The organism is Cystobacter fuscus (genome assembly GCF_044360685.1).
In the GTDB taxonomy this organism is placed as follows: Bacteria; Myxococcota; Myxococcia; order Myxococcales; family Myxococcaceae; genus Cystobacter; species Cystobacter fuscus_C.
The window spans coordinates 6,226,676-6,241,269 of record NZ_CP043491.1 but is presented as its reverse complement, the minus strand read 5'-3'; the positions used below and the strand labels follow the sequence as shown (position 1 = coordinate 6,241,269).

Sequence of the window (14,594 nt, the reverse complement as noted above, 5' to 3'; positions counted from 1 at the left end):
TCCGCCCCCCTCGTTGGGAGGAGGGGGCGGAGCAGCGCAGCTCGTCGCTACCGCGTGAGCCACGTTTCGAATTTGCTGCCGGCGGACATGAAGTCGGTGCGGCCGTCCCCGTTGAAGTCACCGACGATCACGTGATTGGCCTCGGTGCTGAGGCAGCCCGTGGCGCCCGTGGTTCCACACCAGGAGGGCGGCGCGACGGGAGTCCATCCACCGATGGACCCGTCTCCATTGGAGAACCACGTGTCGAATCTACTGTTGGCGGACATGAAGTCGACGCGGCCGTCCTTGTTGAAGTCACCGACGATCACGTGATTGGCCTCGGTGCTGAGGCAGCCCGTGGCGCCCGTGGTTCCGCACCAGGAGGGCGGGGAGGTGGTGACCGGGCTCCGGAAGGTACCGTCCCCATTGGACAGCCACGTGTCGAAGTTGCCGTTGGCGGACATGAAGTCGGTGCGGCCGTCCCCGTTGAAGTCGCCACCGACTACGTGGTTGGTGACCGTGCTGAGGCAGCCCGCGGCGCCCGTGCTCCCACACCAGGAGGGCGGGGAGGTGACGGTCGAGCCCCGGAAGGTGCCGTCCCCGTTGGACAGCCACGTGTCGAAGTTGCCGTTGGCGGACATGAAGTCAGTGCGGCGGTCCCCGTTGAAGTCGCCGACGATCACGTGATTGGCCTCGGTGCTGAGGCAGCCCGCGGCGCCCGTGCTCCCACACCAGGAGGGCGGGGAGGTGGTGACCGGGCTCCGGAAGGTACCGTCCCCATTGGACAGCCACGTATCGAAGTTGCCTTTGGCGGACATGAAGTCAGTGCGGCCATCGCCGTTGAAGTCACCGACGACCACGTGATTGGCCTCGGTGCTGAGGCAGCCCGCGGCGCCCGTGCTCCCACACCAGGTGGGGGGCGAGGTGGTGACCGGGCCCCGGAAGGTGCCGTCCCCATTGGACAGCCACGTGTCGAAGTTGCCGTTGGCGGACATGAAGTCGGTGCGGCCATCCCCGTTGAAGTCGCCGACGACCACGTGATTGGCGTCCTTGCTGAGGCAGCCCATGGCACCCGTGCTTCCGCATCCGGAGGGCGGGGAGGTGACGGTCGAGCCCCGGAAGGTGCCATTCCCATTGGACAGCCACGTGTCGAAGTTGCCGTTGGCGGACATGAAGTCGGTGCGGCCGTCCCCGTTGAAGTCGCCGACGACCAGATGATTGGCGTCCTTGCTGAGGCAGCCCGCGGCGCCCGTGCTCCCACACCAGGAGGGAGCCGAGGTGGAGATCGAGTAGCCGAAGAGGCTCGAATCCGCGGCGCCATACAGCGTAGCGGCACCCGTCTTGTCCGAGTCGGTCAGTTTATAATCACCGTACCCCCAATTACTGCCGGGGCACTGGCGATAGTGCATGACCGAGCCCGCGTCATAGGCGGTCAATTCGCGCCAGGAGGAGTCCTCATAGCAGCTCCCCGTCATCCGCGTGTGCTCGTGCCGGAAACCCAAGGCGTGTCCAAGCTCGTGCCGCAGGATCCCGGTCAGGGTCTTCGGTGCGGAGTTGGTCGCATTGTTCCAGTCAATGAGGAGCTCACGACGCCCGCGGGAGTAGGACGGGAAGAACGCACTCGCATTGTAGGGCGTGCCACTCACCTGACGCACATTGAACACGACATTGCCATTGTCCGAATCGCACGTCGCGTCTTCGGTGCTCTGGTAGATGAACCTGACGTTGGCGGCCGCTTGCCAGGCCGCGGCGGCCTCCGCCATGGCTTGCACGACGGTGCCATGGTTGGCCCCAAAGGACGTGCTGACGCAGTAGAAGAGGTTCAGATTCTGCGGGAAGGGCCACCGGTCATCTTCTGTGTTGACGGTGTTGACGATGAGGGCTCCAGGCCTGCCGCTCTGCTCCTGGAGCTGCCTGAGGAACTCGTCTTCATAGACGCGAATGTCTCCCTCGAACAGATAGGCACCGCTCTCGGCGTCACGGGGCAACTGGGACTTGAACGCCTCGAAATCCATGGCCGTATTGCCCAGCGGCTCGTTTTCGTTGGAGGACTCGAGGCTCCCTTCAGGATTGCAACCAACGGTCGCCAGGGCGCCAAGGAGAGCCACGGACAGGAACAAAGGGCGGTGAGAGCAGGACTTCTTCATGGTTCTGATTCTTTCGGTGTACGGCGACAGGAGGTGGACGAGCCTTGATTCTTCAGGTGGCCGTGGCGTCCGGCGACCGGGTATGCATCAGACTGCCTTCAACGCGGGGTGGGTGCTGTGACGCGCTTCACGGGTGCGACGTGAGACAGATCACGCGGAGACTGGAGCAGGCGTGGACGGGCCCTGGCTCCTGGACCTCCACCGGCGCGACGACCCGAGCCCACGGCGGCCACGCGGCGACGCCGCGACACTCCGTAGAGGGAAACGTCCGGACGCAGGCGTCCGCCCGGCATCCAGGCGGGAGACCTTGCCGCCGCAGGCCCGCTCGGGAGGCTTTGATGATCCTCAGTCACTCTTCTGCGGCGGAGGTGCCTTCGGGATGGGAGTTGCCTCAATCGATGGATAGAGTGACGAACCGAGGAATTGCCAGGAAGGGGGCCGAGGATGTCCTGGAGAGCCGACATGAGCAAGCAACTCATCTGTCTTCTTTTGGCTGGCGCGATTCCCACGCTCGTCAGCTGCGCCAACACAGGTGCCAGGGACGCCACACAACGCCCCCCCGGCTGGCAGGATTTCATGCAGGCTCATATCGAGCAGAGCTTTCGGGCCAGTCCGCCGTTCGCCGTCGCGCAGGGGCGCCATGAATTCGATGGTCAGCTTCCGGACTGGAGCGAAGAGGGGCTGAACGCCGAGAAGGTTCGCCTCAAGAACGCGATCGCGGCCGCCGAGGCTTTCGACCCGGCCACCTTGACTGCTGCACAGCGGTTCGAGCGCGACTATCTGATCGCCAGGGCGAGGAGCGATCTCTTCTGGCTCGACGTCGCGGACCAGCCGCATCTGAACCCGGCCTATTACATGAACAACGGCCTCGATCCGTCCGTCTATGTGACCCGGCCCTATGCGCCGCTGGAAACCCGGATGCGCGCCTTCATCCGCTATCTCGACAACATCCCTCAAGCCACCGCACGGATACGGACCAATCTCAGGACACCGCTGCCGCTGAGCTTCATCGATTATGGAAAGGCGGCCTTCGAAGGCTTCGCGAGCTACTATCCGACGGACGGGCAGGCGGCCTTCGCCGCGGTCAACGACGCCGCGCTCCAGGCTGAGTTGAACCGCGCGGCGTCGGCAGCCGCCAAGGCGATGACCGACCTCGCCAACTGGCTGGACGCCCAGCGGCCGCAGGCAACGCAGGACTTCATGCTCGGGGCCGACAAGTTCGCTCGAATGGTACGCGATACCGAAATGGTCGACGTGCCCCTCTCCGAGCTTGAACGTATCGGGAACGAGGATCTGCGGCGCAACCAGCAGGCGCTGCAGGAGGCCTGCGGCCAATATGCTCCGGGCGCGACGATTCCGGCGTGCGTGGAGAAGATGAACGCGAACAAGCCCCAAGGCGGAGTTGTCCAGGGCGCCCGCGAGCAACTGGCGGGGCTGAAGAGCTTCATCCAGGAAAAGGATCTCGTCACCATCCCCGGTACCGAGGAAGCCCAGGTCGAGGAGGCACCGCCCTACAACCGGCAGAATTTCGCCTATATCGACATTCCGGGACCCTATGAGCAGGGCCTGCCCAGCGTCTATTATATCGCGCCGCCGGACCCGAGCTGGTCACCCGAGGTTCAGGCCGGCTTCGTTCCCGGCAAGGCCGACCTTCTGTTCACCTCGGTGCACGAGGTGTGGCCCGGCCACTTCCTCAGCTTCCTCCACTCCAATCGTTCGCCCTTCACCTTCGGCAAGGTCTTCGTGGGCTATGCCTTCGCCGAGGGCTGGGCCCATTATGCCGAGGAGATGATGTGGGACGCGGGGCTCGGCAACGGGGATCCCGAAACCCATATCGGGCAGCTTTCCAATGCGCTGCTGCGCAACTGTCGCTACCTCTCGGCCATCGGCATGCATACGGGCCGCATGACCATGGAGCAGTCGCTGCAGATGTTCCGCGAGCAATGCCATCAGGACGAAGGCAATGCCCGTCAGCAGGCGGCGCGCGGCACCTATGATCCCGCCTATCTCAACTACACGATGGGCAAGCTGATGATCCGCAGACTCCGCGACGACTGGACCGCCACGCGCGGCGGTCGCGCGGCGTGGAAGCCGTTCCACGATCAGTTTCTGAGCTATGGCGGCCCGCCGATTCCTCTCGTCCGCCAGCAGATGATGGGCGATGAGGCCCGGGCGGTGTTTTGACTTCGGACCCCCAGGTCTCCCATCGGAGCACGGCTGGAGCCTGGGCCTGTTGGCGAGCCCAACAGGGTTGCAATACCCCCCCACCTTTGTTAGTTCATATTCAAAGCACAGGGCGGGGACGACCCCGTTCCTCTGATTCCAACGTGGGGACGGCCTCACACCAAGCTCGGAGACGAGCCATGGCGTGGGGCATTTTGTTTCTCGCTGGTCTGCTGGAGGTAGCCTGGGCGGTCGGGCTCAAGTACACAGAAGGATTCACCCGGCTCGGGCCGACGGTCTGCACAGCGGCGGCGCTGGTCAGCAGCATGGTGCTCTTGGGCGTTGCGCTCCGGACCCTGCCCTTGGGCACGGCGTATGCGGTATGGACCGGGATCGGAACGATCGGGACGGCAATCCTTGGGATCGTCCTATTTGGCGAACCCGCGACCGCGCTTCGCTTGGCGTGCATTGCACTCATCGTGACGGGGATCATCGGGCTGAAGCTCGCATCCACCGCGTAGCAGACCTTCCCCGGGGGCAACGTGGTCCTGAGCTACGGCCTCTCGGTCGAACGCACGTGGTCGCCCACGAGTGCGGGCCGTTGTCGTCTCGACGGCTTGCGATGGCTGTTCAGATCCAGATCACCTTGGAAGCCATCCGGAATTCCTTGCCGAGGTGGGTCCTTTGGTCTCTCAGGGCAAGATCAAGTACAGCGAGGAGTTCGTGGACGGGTTCGAAAACATTCCGGACGCTTTTTTGAGGCTATTTGACGGCCGCAACCGCGGCAAGCTGATCGCCAGGGTTGGCTGAGATCGAATTCTCCACCCACCTCGGCGACGAAGGTCGGCCTGGAGGCCAGGCGCCCGAGCCAGCGCCCGCGGTCCGTCCGGGCGACAGCTTCAGCGGCGATTCTTGCGTAAAGTGAAAGACTGACTTCAAGGCGAAGTACATTCTTCCGCGAGGGGAGGGGAATTAGATCTGTCCTCGTCAACGCAACCCACGGAGAACAACATGTCCGCCACCACTTCGATCCCCCTTCCCGTCACCCACCATCGGACCACGAAGGTCGGGGGTCTGGAGATCTTCTATCGCGAGGCGGGGCCCGCCGATGCGCCCGTGGTCGTGCTGCTGCACGGCTACCCCAGCTCGTCCCACATGTACCGCAACCTGATCCCCGCGCTGGCGGATCGCTACCATGTGATCGCGCCCGACCTTCCCGGCTTCGGCCTGTCGGCGATGCCCTCACGCGAGGCGTTCACGTACAGCTTCGCGAGCTACGCGGAGCTCATCGACGCCCTGCTCGAGCAGCTCGGTGCGAGGCGTTACGCGCTCTATGTCATGGATTATGGCGCGCCGACGGGCTTCCGGCTCGCGCTCAGGCATCCCGAGCGGGTGGCGGCGCTCATCACCCAGAATGGCAACGCCTATGAAGAGGGACTCCAGGCCTTCTGGGATCCCATCAAGGCGCTGTGGGCCGACAATTCACGCGAGCATCGCGACGCGGTGCGGCCCTTCATGACGCTCGAGGGCACCCGGTCCCAGTATGTCAATGGCGTCAAGGATGTGTCCCGCCTCGACCCGGCGGCCTGGCTCCATGATCAGTTCTTCCTGGATCGGCCGGGCAACATCGAGATCCAACTGGAACTCATCTACGACTACCGGAACAACGTGGCGCTCTATCCGAAGTTCCAGGAGTTCTTCCGGACGTATCAGCCGCCCACGCTGATCGTCTGGGGCGCCAACGACAACATCTTCCCGGCCGAGGGCGCGAAGGCCTTCCTGCGCGATCTGCCCAATGCCGAGCTGCACCTGCTGGACAGCGGCCACTTCGCCCTCGAGGACAAGGCCGACGAGATCGTGCCGCTGATGCGCGACTTCCTGGCGCGCCACCTGCCGGCCTGAACCCTGTTTGAAAGACGCGGACGGGAAGGACGGCGTCCGCGAGCGAGGGGTCCTGAGCGTCCTCAGTCCGCGCAGGCGCGCTGCCGGCGGGCGAACTCCGCCTTGAGTTGGGGGGCGGCGAAGTCGAAGAAGGCGCGAACCTTCGGCACGGACAGCCGCCCCTCCGGGGTGATGAGATGCACCGGGAGCGGCGGGGGCTCGTCCTCGGCCAGGATGATCCGGAGCCTGCCCGCGGCCACCTCCTCGGCGATCTGATACGAGAGGACGCGCGTGATTCCGCGCCCCTCCAACGCGGATTCCACCGCCGCCTCCACCGTGTTGACCACGAGTCTCGGTTCGATCGTCACGTGCCGGGCCACGCTCGCGCCGCGCACGGGGGGGAAGTTCCAGGACTCCTGTCCGAACGCGCTCATCTGGATGCAGCGATGGCTCGCGAGATCCGCCGGGCTCTCGATGGGTGCGGCCGAATCGAGATAGGAGGGCGACGCGCAGAGCACCTTGCGCACTTCACCCACGCGCGTGGCGACGAGGCTGGAGTCGGGCAGGTGCGCGATGCGCAAGCCCACGTCGATGCCTTCGTCCACGAGGCTGACGGTGCGATCGAGCAGCAGCAGGCGGGCCCTCACCGCGGGTTGCAGTTCGAGAAAGGCGTCGAGGATGGGTCGGAGGATGCGGGAGCCGCTGACGAGTGGGGCGGTGATGGTGAGAAGACCTCGGGGCGCGCCGCGCTCGCCAGCCGCCAGCATGTCGGCTTCCTCGAGGTCGGTCAGGATGCGGCGGCACGCGGCCGCGTAGCGCTCACCGGCTTCGCTGAGGCGGATCGAGCGCGTGGTGCGGTGCAGGAGCTGAACGCCCACGTGGCTCTCCAGGAAGGTGATGGCGCGCGTGACGGTGGCGGGCGAACGTCCGAGGACGCGGCCCGCGGCGGCCAGGCTTCCCTCATCGAGCGCGGAGACGAACACGCGCATGGCGTCGATACGGTCCATAATCATCTTCCTTCACGCGGGAATGGCTCGGAGCCGGGAGCCGAAGGGTCTACCAGCAGACGCTGTCATGACCGCGCTCCTTTCTTGGACGAGCGGGAAGCGAAGCGCGCCGCGAGGAGCTGCGTCCGCTGCACCTCCATCGACGGTTGGTCCGCGAGCAACCCGTCGAGCGCGAGGAGGAAGACCTCGGCGCTCGCCTCATCGCCCAAGATGGCGATCACGCACTCGAGCGCGACCTTGCGATAAAGCGCCTCGCTCTCGGGATCGATCCGCATCGACGCCCCGACCATCTCGGCCCAGGGCTCGAGCACCAGCAGACGGCACACGCTGAGCAAGCGCTCGTAGGGGCTTGCCAGGCCCCTTCGCCGCCTGCTTCGCGGAGCCACTTCCCGCCTGGATTGCCAGCCGTCGCCGCTCAGGCTTGATTCAAAGTCGGACGAGATTCGGGGTCACGCGACGGATTCGGCCGGGGCGTCGATCTGCCCGAACTTGCCGCCCGTGTAGAGCTCCCTGATCCGCGGATCATTGAGCACCGTGTAGGGGAAGACCGGCGGGACCGCGCTCACCTTGTCGAGACGCGCGACGTGCTCGGGCGACAGCGTCACCTTTGCCGCGGCGAGGTTGTTTTCAAGCTGAGCGAGCGTGCGTGGCCCGATGATCGGAAGCGAGCCCTTGGCGGCGACCCAGGCGATGGCGATCTCGCTGGGCGTAGCGCCGGCCTCTTCGGCGACCGCGATCAAGGTGTCGAGGATGGCGGTGCGCTGCGGGGTGTTTTCAGCCTGGAATCCGGCCCCAGCCAGACCCTCGTCGCGTCCCTTCTCGCCGTTGCGGTTGCGGTATTTGCCAGTCAGCATACCGCCGCCGAGCGGCGAAAAGGCCACGACACCGAGACCCAGTGCATGGCCGGCCGGGAGAAGCTCCTGCTCGGTCGTGCGTTCGACGAGGCTATGCTCGACCTGAAGGCCCGCGATCGGAGCGGCGCCACGCAGCTCGGCGATGGTCGCGGCCCGAGCGACCCGCCACGCGGGGAAATCGGAAAGACCCGCGTAGAGGATCTTGCCGGCCCGGACGAGGTCATCGAAGCCCCGCACGATCTCCTCGAGCGGCGTGACACCATCCGAGACGTGGGCCCAGTAGAGATCAATCCGCTCCGTCTTGAGTCGCTTCAAGCTCGCCTCGACGGACGAGACCATGGCTTGACGGCTATTGCCTGTGACGAGGATGCCGGAGTTGGCATCTGTCTTCACGGTGTACTTCGTGGCCAGCACGAAGTCGTCGCGCCGTCCCGCCAGCAAGTCGCCCAGGAACTCCTCGGACTGACCGTCCTGATAGCCGTTGGCCGTGTCGATGAAGTTGCCGCCTGCATCGGCGTAGGCGTCGAAGATGCGGCGGGCTTCCTCCGGTCCGGCGCCATGTCCCCACCGCGTACCGAAATTCGCGGTCCCGAGTACGAGCTCGGAGACCCGCAGCCCCGTGTGTCTGCCAAAAATTTTGTAACGCAAAGTGATGCCTCCTTCTCGACTGCGCGGTCGAGGTGAGTACCGCTCATGGCCCCTCGGCTCCTCGCTCTTCAAGCCGAGGGACCACCGTTTTGATTGTGACCGCAATCTAAGTGACTTTGGTGGTGCGTGCAATTAAAACCGTGACATCAACGTTCGGGACCTCCTGAAATGCGTGTTTCCAAGAAAAAGGCCGAGGAGAACCGGGTCGCGCTGCTGCGAGCGGCAAGCCAACTTTTCCGGCAGCGGGGAATAGATGGCGTCGGTGTCGCGGAAGTCGCCAAGGCGGCCGGGTTGACCCATGGTGCGCTCTACGCGCACTTCCCATCGAAGGATGCGCTGGTGGCCGAAGCCTTCTCGTACGGGTTCGAGAGAAACCTGGCCGAGGCTCAAGCGTCGGCGGGAGATCGACGCCCCTCGTTCGAGGAACACCTCGCCGGCCTCTTCTCAATCGAAGCGCGCGACAAGTTGGAGACGGGTTGCCCGATGACGGCGTCCGCCAGCGAGATCGCGCGACAAGGAAACGACGTGAGCGCCAGGTTCGCGGGCGTTTTCGAGGAGGTCGTGACGATGCTCGAGGAATCGCTCGAGGAGGTGGTTCCCGCGGCCAAGAGACGGCGGCTCGCTGTTGCCGCCGTTGCGGCGCAAATTGGCGCCATCGCGGTATCGCGCGCGGTCGCCAAGGCGGACAAGGCCTTGGCGGATGAGGTGCTTGAGTCCACTCGAAAGACGATCTCCGCGGCCTGCAAAGTCGAAACGGCCAGCGTCCGCGAAAGCGCTCTCCGCCAGCGCGAATGATCAGGTCTTCGTCCGACTGGAAAAGCCCAGCAACCCCTTGAGCTTGCTGGGCCTTCCATGTTGTCCCCGACGGGCGTCGAACCCGTGTTCCTCCCTTGGGAGGTCAGCGCGGGAATTTGCCGCTCAGTCGAAGGCGACGCACGAGGGTGAGTCGATGCGCAGCACGGACTCCTGGTGGAAGCGCTGCTTGTACTCCTCGCGGATGGCGTTGATGTCCGCCGAGCGCGCGGCGCTGCCATCGTGGAGCAGCACGAGGATCTTGCTGTTCTCGTGGACGAGGTTGCCGTTGTCCATGAGGTACTGACCATCCGCGTCGTACACGGTCAACCCGTCCTTGAAGCGGGGGGTGACCACGGTGTCGACGAAGGCGTTGAACTCGGCGTCGGTGACGGGCACGTCGTTTGCCCGATCCATGCCGAAGAACAGCTCCGTGCGGAGCTGCTCCGAGCCGACGAGGCAGGCACTCTCTGGCACGCCACCACAAGCGGAGAGACTCAGGCCCAGGGCGAGCACGAGGACAGGGGACAGGTGCGAGACAGCGGTGGCGAGGGACATGCTTCGGACTCCTGAGGGGGGGAGGAATGCGCTTTATTCCAGGGCCGGGGGCGGCGTCACCCGCCCAGGAGAGGTTTCCCATGTCGGATTCATCACGCAGGTGGTTCTTGACCCAGAGTGTGCTGGGAGTGGCGGGCGCGGTGGTGGCGGGTCGCGTGGAGGCGGCGCCTCCCGATGCGGGAACGGGCACCCCGGCCCCGGCGGGCTCTCCGCCCGCGTTCGGCACCGCCCCGTCCGTGGGCCCGGAGGTGAACGCGGCCACCTTCGAGGAGGCCAGCAAGTTGATGCGCGTCACCCTGACGCCGGCCGAGCGCGCGCAGGCGGCGGGCAACTGGCGCGAGATGATGGCTCCGTTGCTCGAGCGGCGCACGGGACCGCGCCGGGTGGCGTTGGAGCCGTCGTTGGCCCCCGCGACGCGGTGGGCTCCGGCGCTGCCGGGAGTGAAGACCGTGCCCTCGCGCAACCGCTTCGTGCGGAGCAAGGCCACGGGGGCGCCGCTGCCGCAGAAGGACGAGGACATCGCCTTCGCCCCCGTGTCCCAGCTCTCGCGGTGGGTGGAGTCGCGCGCCCTGACATCCGAGCGGCTCACGAACATCTACCTGGAGCGCTTGCGGCGCTTCGATCCGAAGCTCCAGTGCGTCATCACCCTCACGCCGGAGCTGGCACTCGAGCAGGCGCGGCGCGCGGACAAGGAGATCGCCGCGGGCCGGTACCGTGGTCCACTGCACGGCATTCCCTGGGGGGCGAAGGATCTCGTCGACACGGCGGGCATCGCGACGACCTACGGTGCCGAGCCCTTCCGCGACCGGATTCCCACCACCGATGCGACCGTGGTGGAGCGGCTGCACCGGGCGGGGGCGGTGCTCGTGGCGAAGCTGAGCCTGGGGGCGTTGGCGCTCAATGACATCTGGTTCGGGGGTGAGACGAAGAACCCCTGGGTGTTGGAGGAGGGCTCGTCGGGAAGCAGCGCGGGTCCGGGGTCGGCGACGGCGGCGGCATGCGTGGGCTTTTCCCTGGGGAGCGAGACGGGAGGCAGCATCGTCGCGCCGTCGATGCGCTGCGGGGTGGCGGGGCTGCGGCCCACGTATGGCCGCGTGCCGCGCACCGGGGCGATGACGTTGAGCTGGACGCTCGACAAGCTGGGGCCGATGGCGCGAGGGGTGGAGGACACGCTGCTGGTGCTCTCGGTGCTCTCCGGCCCCGACGCGGGGGATGGGGCGAGCGTGCCCTCGCGGCTCGACTTCGACGCCTCCGCGGGGGTGAAGGGCTTGCGCGTGGGGTACTTCCCCGCGTGGATGGAGCAGAGCCCGGCGACGGACGTGGATCGGGCGGCGCTCGAAACGCTCAGGAAGCTGGGGCTGACGCCCGTCGAGGTGAAGCTGCCCGACTGGCCGTATTCCTCGCTCAACGTCATCCTCTTCGCCGAGGCGGCGGCGGCGTTCGAGGAACTCACGTTGGAGCACGGCGTGGACGCGCTGGCCATGCAGGTGCCCGACGCGTGGCCGAACCTCTTCCGGCAGTCGCGCTTCCTGTCGGCGGTGGACTTCGTGCAGGCGGACCGGCTGCGGCACAAGGTGGCGCGGGAGATGGTGCGGCTCATGGGGGAGGTGGACTTGCTGCTCGTGCCGTCATTGCGCGAGGAGATGCTCACCGTGTCGAACTTCACGGGTCACCCCTCGCTGACGTTGCGCACGGGCTTCGTCGAGGTGGAGCGGGCGCGGAGCGACTGGGCGCCCAACCCCTCGCGGCCACTGCCCACGTTCTCGCCCACGCGCCGCGTGCCCCATGGTGTCACGCTGATTGGGCGGCTCTTCGACGAGGGGACGCTGGGGCGGGTGGGGATCGCGCTGGAGCGGGCCTCGGGCGTCGCGGACGAGCGGCCTCCGGGGTTCTGAGCCTGGTCTCGTGCGGTTCCAAGCAGTGGTTCACTGACTGGGGAGGTGCACTGTGTTCACACGTCTTGAGGGTTCGTGTCCGGCGAGCGCGCGGCGGCGTCCCTGGTTGGGGGGTTGGGTCCTCCTCGTCCTATTCCTCCACGCCGCCTGTGCCGCGCCGACGGCCGGAGTGAAGGCCGAGGCGGTGGCGAGGGGTGTGGCCGAGGACGAGCGGGTGCACCTCACGTTGCCCACCCGGTTCGGGGCCGTGCAGGTGAGCGACTTCGAACTCAACGAAGCCATGTCCACCCTGGTGCTGAACATGCCGCTCCGGGTGGCGGGCCCCCATTTTCCGCTCTATCTCCACCGGAAGCTGGCGCTGGCCTCGGTCACGGGCGAGGAGTGGCACACACCCCTGGCGCGGTCCTACGGGCGACTCTGCGATCGGCAAGGCACGCCGGGAGACTGCCTGGAGTTGTTCAAGGATGGGCCAGGTTTAGACGGCGAGGACAAGCGCGACATCGCCCTGGCGCTCTCCGTGAATACAGCGCTGGAGGCTCGGGACGCGGAACTGCGTTCCATGTTCTCCACGACGCAGCTGTGGACGACGCTGAGTCTCACCCTCACCGGCTACATGGCGCTGGTTGCGGCACCCGAGCCCGTTTCCAAGGGTGTGGCCGCCGCATTGACCTTTTTGCTGTGGGGGTATCTGGGTTGGGAACTCTTCGAGCTGATACAGGCCTGGTTCCAGCTGTGGGAAGAAGCGGCCGAGGCCAGCACGTTCGCGGAGCTGCACGAGGCGGGGGAGCGCTTCGGCAAGGTCATCGGGCCCAACAGCATGCGCATCCTCCTCCTGTTGGGCACGGCGGCGGTGGGGGAGACGGCGGCGCTCGTGTCCAAGGCGCCGAAGCTGCCGGGCTTCGCGAAAGCCGCGGGTTCGCTCAAGTCCCAGGCCGGCATTCGTGACGTGCTCACGGCGGTTCAGGAAGCAGACAGAGTGAAGGTCGCCGTGTCGGAGGGGACGTTCAGCGTCGTCCTGCCCGCGAATGCCTTGAGCATGGCCGCACGGAGCCCTCCCGCGACCTCGGACCCGCCGAAGAAGAAGCCGCAAGTGCATCACATCGCCACCGTCGAGAACGAGGTGTCCACCGTGCGTGGAGGGCCTTGGACGCAACGGTTCAAGAAGATTTTCGACAGGGCAGGCATGTCGATGGAGGACCCTGTCAACAAGGTTGAACTGCCTGGGCACAAGGGGCCTCATCCCGAGGCGTATCATGCGGAAGTGTATGCCAGACTGGAAAGAGCAACGAAGAACTGTCGAAGCACGCAGGAGTGTCGAATCGTTTTGACCGCTGCACTCAAGAAGCTGGGTGAGCTTATTTCCGAAGAGGGTACCACCCTCAATCGGTGGGTGACCAAAGGCGATCCACGCTAAGACAAATACCATGCCCAAACGATTTTTCGAGCTGAAGGACAGGGTAGATATCCCGGGGCGATGGGAGTTGGGTTATCTGCTGGACAGCAAGGGACAGCAGATTGATGACCCTTGGCGATTCACGGTGGGCAAGGCAGCTCCCGTTTCGGAGCAACTCAGGACACCCGTCGAGCTCCGTGGCAACCCGTTGGACTTCTCCCACGCGGCTTTCAGCACGCCGATCGTTCACGCTCGGGTGGCTGCTCTCTTCACCGAACTGGCTCCCAATGATGTGCAGCTCCTGCCCGTAACGGTTGAGGGTCAACAACAGAAGTACTTCATCCTCAACGCGACTCGCTTGGTGAAGTGTATTGACGATCAAGCCTCCGAGGAGGTGAGTTACTGGAAGCCCGAGGATGGATTGCCGGAGAAGGTTGGCACGTACTTCTCTATCTATGGAATGCGCATTGATGCGTCCAAGGTTGGGGACGCGCGGGTATTTCGGACCTGGGGATGGGAGTCGCTCATCATCTCCGAAGACATCAAGGACGCACTGGAGCGTGTGGGGGCCACGGGCACCAGGTTCACGGAAGTCACCGGTCCGGCTGTCAGCACTCCGGAGGAGCGCGAACGCAACCGGAAGAGCCGCGAGCTTCTCGAGTCGGCGGAAACCGCCCGAGAGGCAACCTGGCGCACCCTGGGCTCGCTGGACGAGGAAGTCATCATGCCTATCGCCATGAGCGACGCGTGGCCGGGCCAACGGCAGCTCTGGCGTGTCATCCGTCGCGAGGCTGGACGCACCTTGCTCGTGACGCACGGGCTCTCGGATCCGTTCATCGAGCGCCTGGAGCCCTCCGTGGGATTTGGCCTGGAACTCGCCCTGGAGGTGGATGCGGCCGTGAAGGACATCTCGAAGGGCTGGCCTCTGCTGCTACTGGAGCGCGTGGCGAATGAAGTCGCCCATCACGAGCATGTGCGCGAGGGGTTGAAGGCGGGCCTCTTCTCCATGGAGGTGTCTGGAAAGGGTATGCCCAAGTCGCTCATCAACAAACAGGGGCGGGTGGCCGTGCTGCTGGGCGTGGAGTCACGCACGCTGCCGAAGCGCTTCTCCACGCCGTACGGAGAGGTGAAGCTCGTCACCGTCAAGGCGCTGCTTCCCGCGGAACTGGCGCACGTGCTGGAGCACGGTGCGGAGGGCCAGACCGAGCTGGCGCGGCGCTTCGCGGAAAGTGGCGAAGAGCACCTGTCCCGTGTCCGGAGGAAATCCGCGGTGTAGA

The 14,594-nt window shown here is 65.6% G+C and carries 13 protein-coding genes; 8 read left to right on the top strand and 5 right to left on the bottom strand.

Going from position 1 to position 14,594, the window contains the following annotated elements; translation table 11 throughout:
• Positions 1 to 47 precede the first annotated feature (47 nt).
• Positions 48 to 2,126, bottom strand: a complete 2,079-nt coding sequence (locus F0U63_RS25560; RefSeq protein WP_395833318.1) for a M57 family metalloprotease — start codon at positions 2,124 to 2,126, stop codon at positions 48 to 50.
• Between the two features lie 462 nt (positions 2,127 to 2,588).
• Here F0U63_RS25560 and F0U63_RS25555 point away from each other — a divergent pair, with 462 nt between their 5' ends.
• The 4 genes from F0U63_RS25555 (at position 2,589) to F0U63_RS25540 (ending at position 6,191) form a co-directional block, all read left to right on the top strand.
• Positions 2,589 to 4,310, top strand: a complete 1,722-nt coding sequence (locus tag F0U63_RS25555; RefSeq protein WP_395833316.1) for a DUF885 domain-containing protein — start codon at positions 2,589 to 2,591, stop codon at positions 4,308 to 4,310.
• 179 nt (positions 4,311 to 4,489) lie between these two features.
• Complete coding sequence (sugE, locus tag F0U63_RS25550; protein WP_395833314.1) at positions 4,490 to 4,810, top strand: quaternary ammonium compound efflux SMR transporter SugE; 321 nt, start codon at positions 4,490 to 4,492, stop codon at positions 4,808 to 4,810.
• A gap of 70 nt (positions 4,811 to 4,880) precedes the next feature.
• A complete protein-coding gene (locus F0U63_RS25545) occupies positions 4,881 to 5,099 on the top strand; it encodes a hypothetical protein (RefSeq protein WP_395833312.1) in 219 nt (72 codons plus the stop codon).
• Between the two features lie 201 nt (positions 5,100 to 5,300).
• Entirely contained in the window at positions 5,301 to 6,191 is an 891-nt protein-coding gene (locus F0U63_RS25540; protein ID WP_395833310.1) for an alpha/beta fold hydrolase, read from the top strand.
• 62 nt (positions 6,192 to 6,253) lie between these two features.
• On the opposite strand, the gene F0U63_RS25535 is transcribed toward F0U63_RS25540, so the two are convergent.
• The 3 genes from F0U63_RS25535 to F0U63_RS25525 all read right to left on the bottom strand — a co-directional run bounded on the left by F0U63_RS25535 (position 6,254) and on the right by F0U63_RS25525 (position 8,679).
• Complete coding sequence (locus F0U63_RS25535; protein WP_395833308.1) at positions 6,254 to 7,177, bottom strand: LysR family transcriptional regulator; 924 nt, start codon at positions 7,175 to 7,177, stop codon at positions 6,254 to 6,256.
• Between the two features lie 65 nt (positions 7,178 to 7,242).
• Complete coding sequence (locus F0U63_RS25530; RefSeq protein WP_395833306.1) at positions 7,243 to 7,503, bottom strand: hypothetical protein; 261 nt, start codon at positions 7,501 to 7,503, stop codon at positions 7,243 to 7,245.
• Between the two features lie 123 nt (positions 7,504 to 7,626).
• Positions 7,627 to 8,679, bottom strand: a complete 1,053-nt coding sequence (locus F0U63_RS25525) for an aldo/keto reductase (RefSeq protein ID WP_395833304.1) — start codon at positions 8,677 to 8,679, stop codon at positions 7,627 to 7,629.
• Positions 8,680 to 8,847: 168 nt separating this feature from the next.
• Between F0U63_RS25525 and F0U63_RS25520 the strand changes: the two genes are divergently transcribed.
• Entirely contained in the window at positions 8,848 to 9,474 is a 627-nt protein-coding gene (locus F0U63_RS25520) for a TetR/AcrR family transcriptional regulator (RefSeq protein ID WP_395833302.1), read from the top strand.
• A gap of 123 nt (positions 9,475 to 9,597) precedes the next feature.
• Here F0U63_RS25520 and F0U63_RS25515 read toward each other — a convergent pair whose 3' ends face one another.
• Positions 9,598 to 10,029 carry a DUF3574 domain-containing protein gene (locus tag F0U63_RS25515; protein ID WP_395833301.1) on the bottom strand — a complete coding sequence of 144 codons (432 nt, stop codon included), beginning with the start codon at positions 10,027 to 10,029 and terminating at the stop codon, positions 9,598 to 9,600.
• Positions 10,030 to 10,109: 80 nt separating this feature from the next.
• On the opposite strand from F0U63_RS25515, the gene F0U63_RS25510 reads away from it, so the two are divergent.
• The 3 genes from F0U63_RS25510 to F0U63_RS25500 all read left to right on the top strand — a co-directional run bounded on the left by F0U63_RS25510 (position 10,110) and on the right by F0U63_RS25500 (position 14,593).
• Positions 10,110 to 11,924, top strand: a complete 1,815-nt coding sequence (locus F0U63_RS25510) for an amidase (protein ID WP_395833299.1) — start codon at positions 10,110 to 10,112, stop codon at positions 11,922 to 11,924.
• 196 nt (positions 11,925 to 12,120) lie between these two features.
• Complete coding sequence (locus F0U63_RS25505; protein ID WP_395833297.1) at positions 12,121 to 13,338, top strand: AHH domain-containing protein; 1,218 nt, start codon at positions 12,121 to 12,123, stop codon at positions 13,336 to 13,338.
• 10 nt (positions 13,339 to 13,348) lie between these two features.
• Positions 13,349 to 14,593, top strand: a complete 1,245-nt coding sequence (locus tag F0U63_RS25500; protein ID WP_395833295.1) for an imm11 family protein — start codon at positions 13,349 to 13,351, stop codon at positions 14,591 to 14,593.
• The last annotated feature ends 1 nt before the right edge of the window (position 14,594 follow it).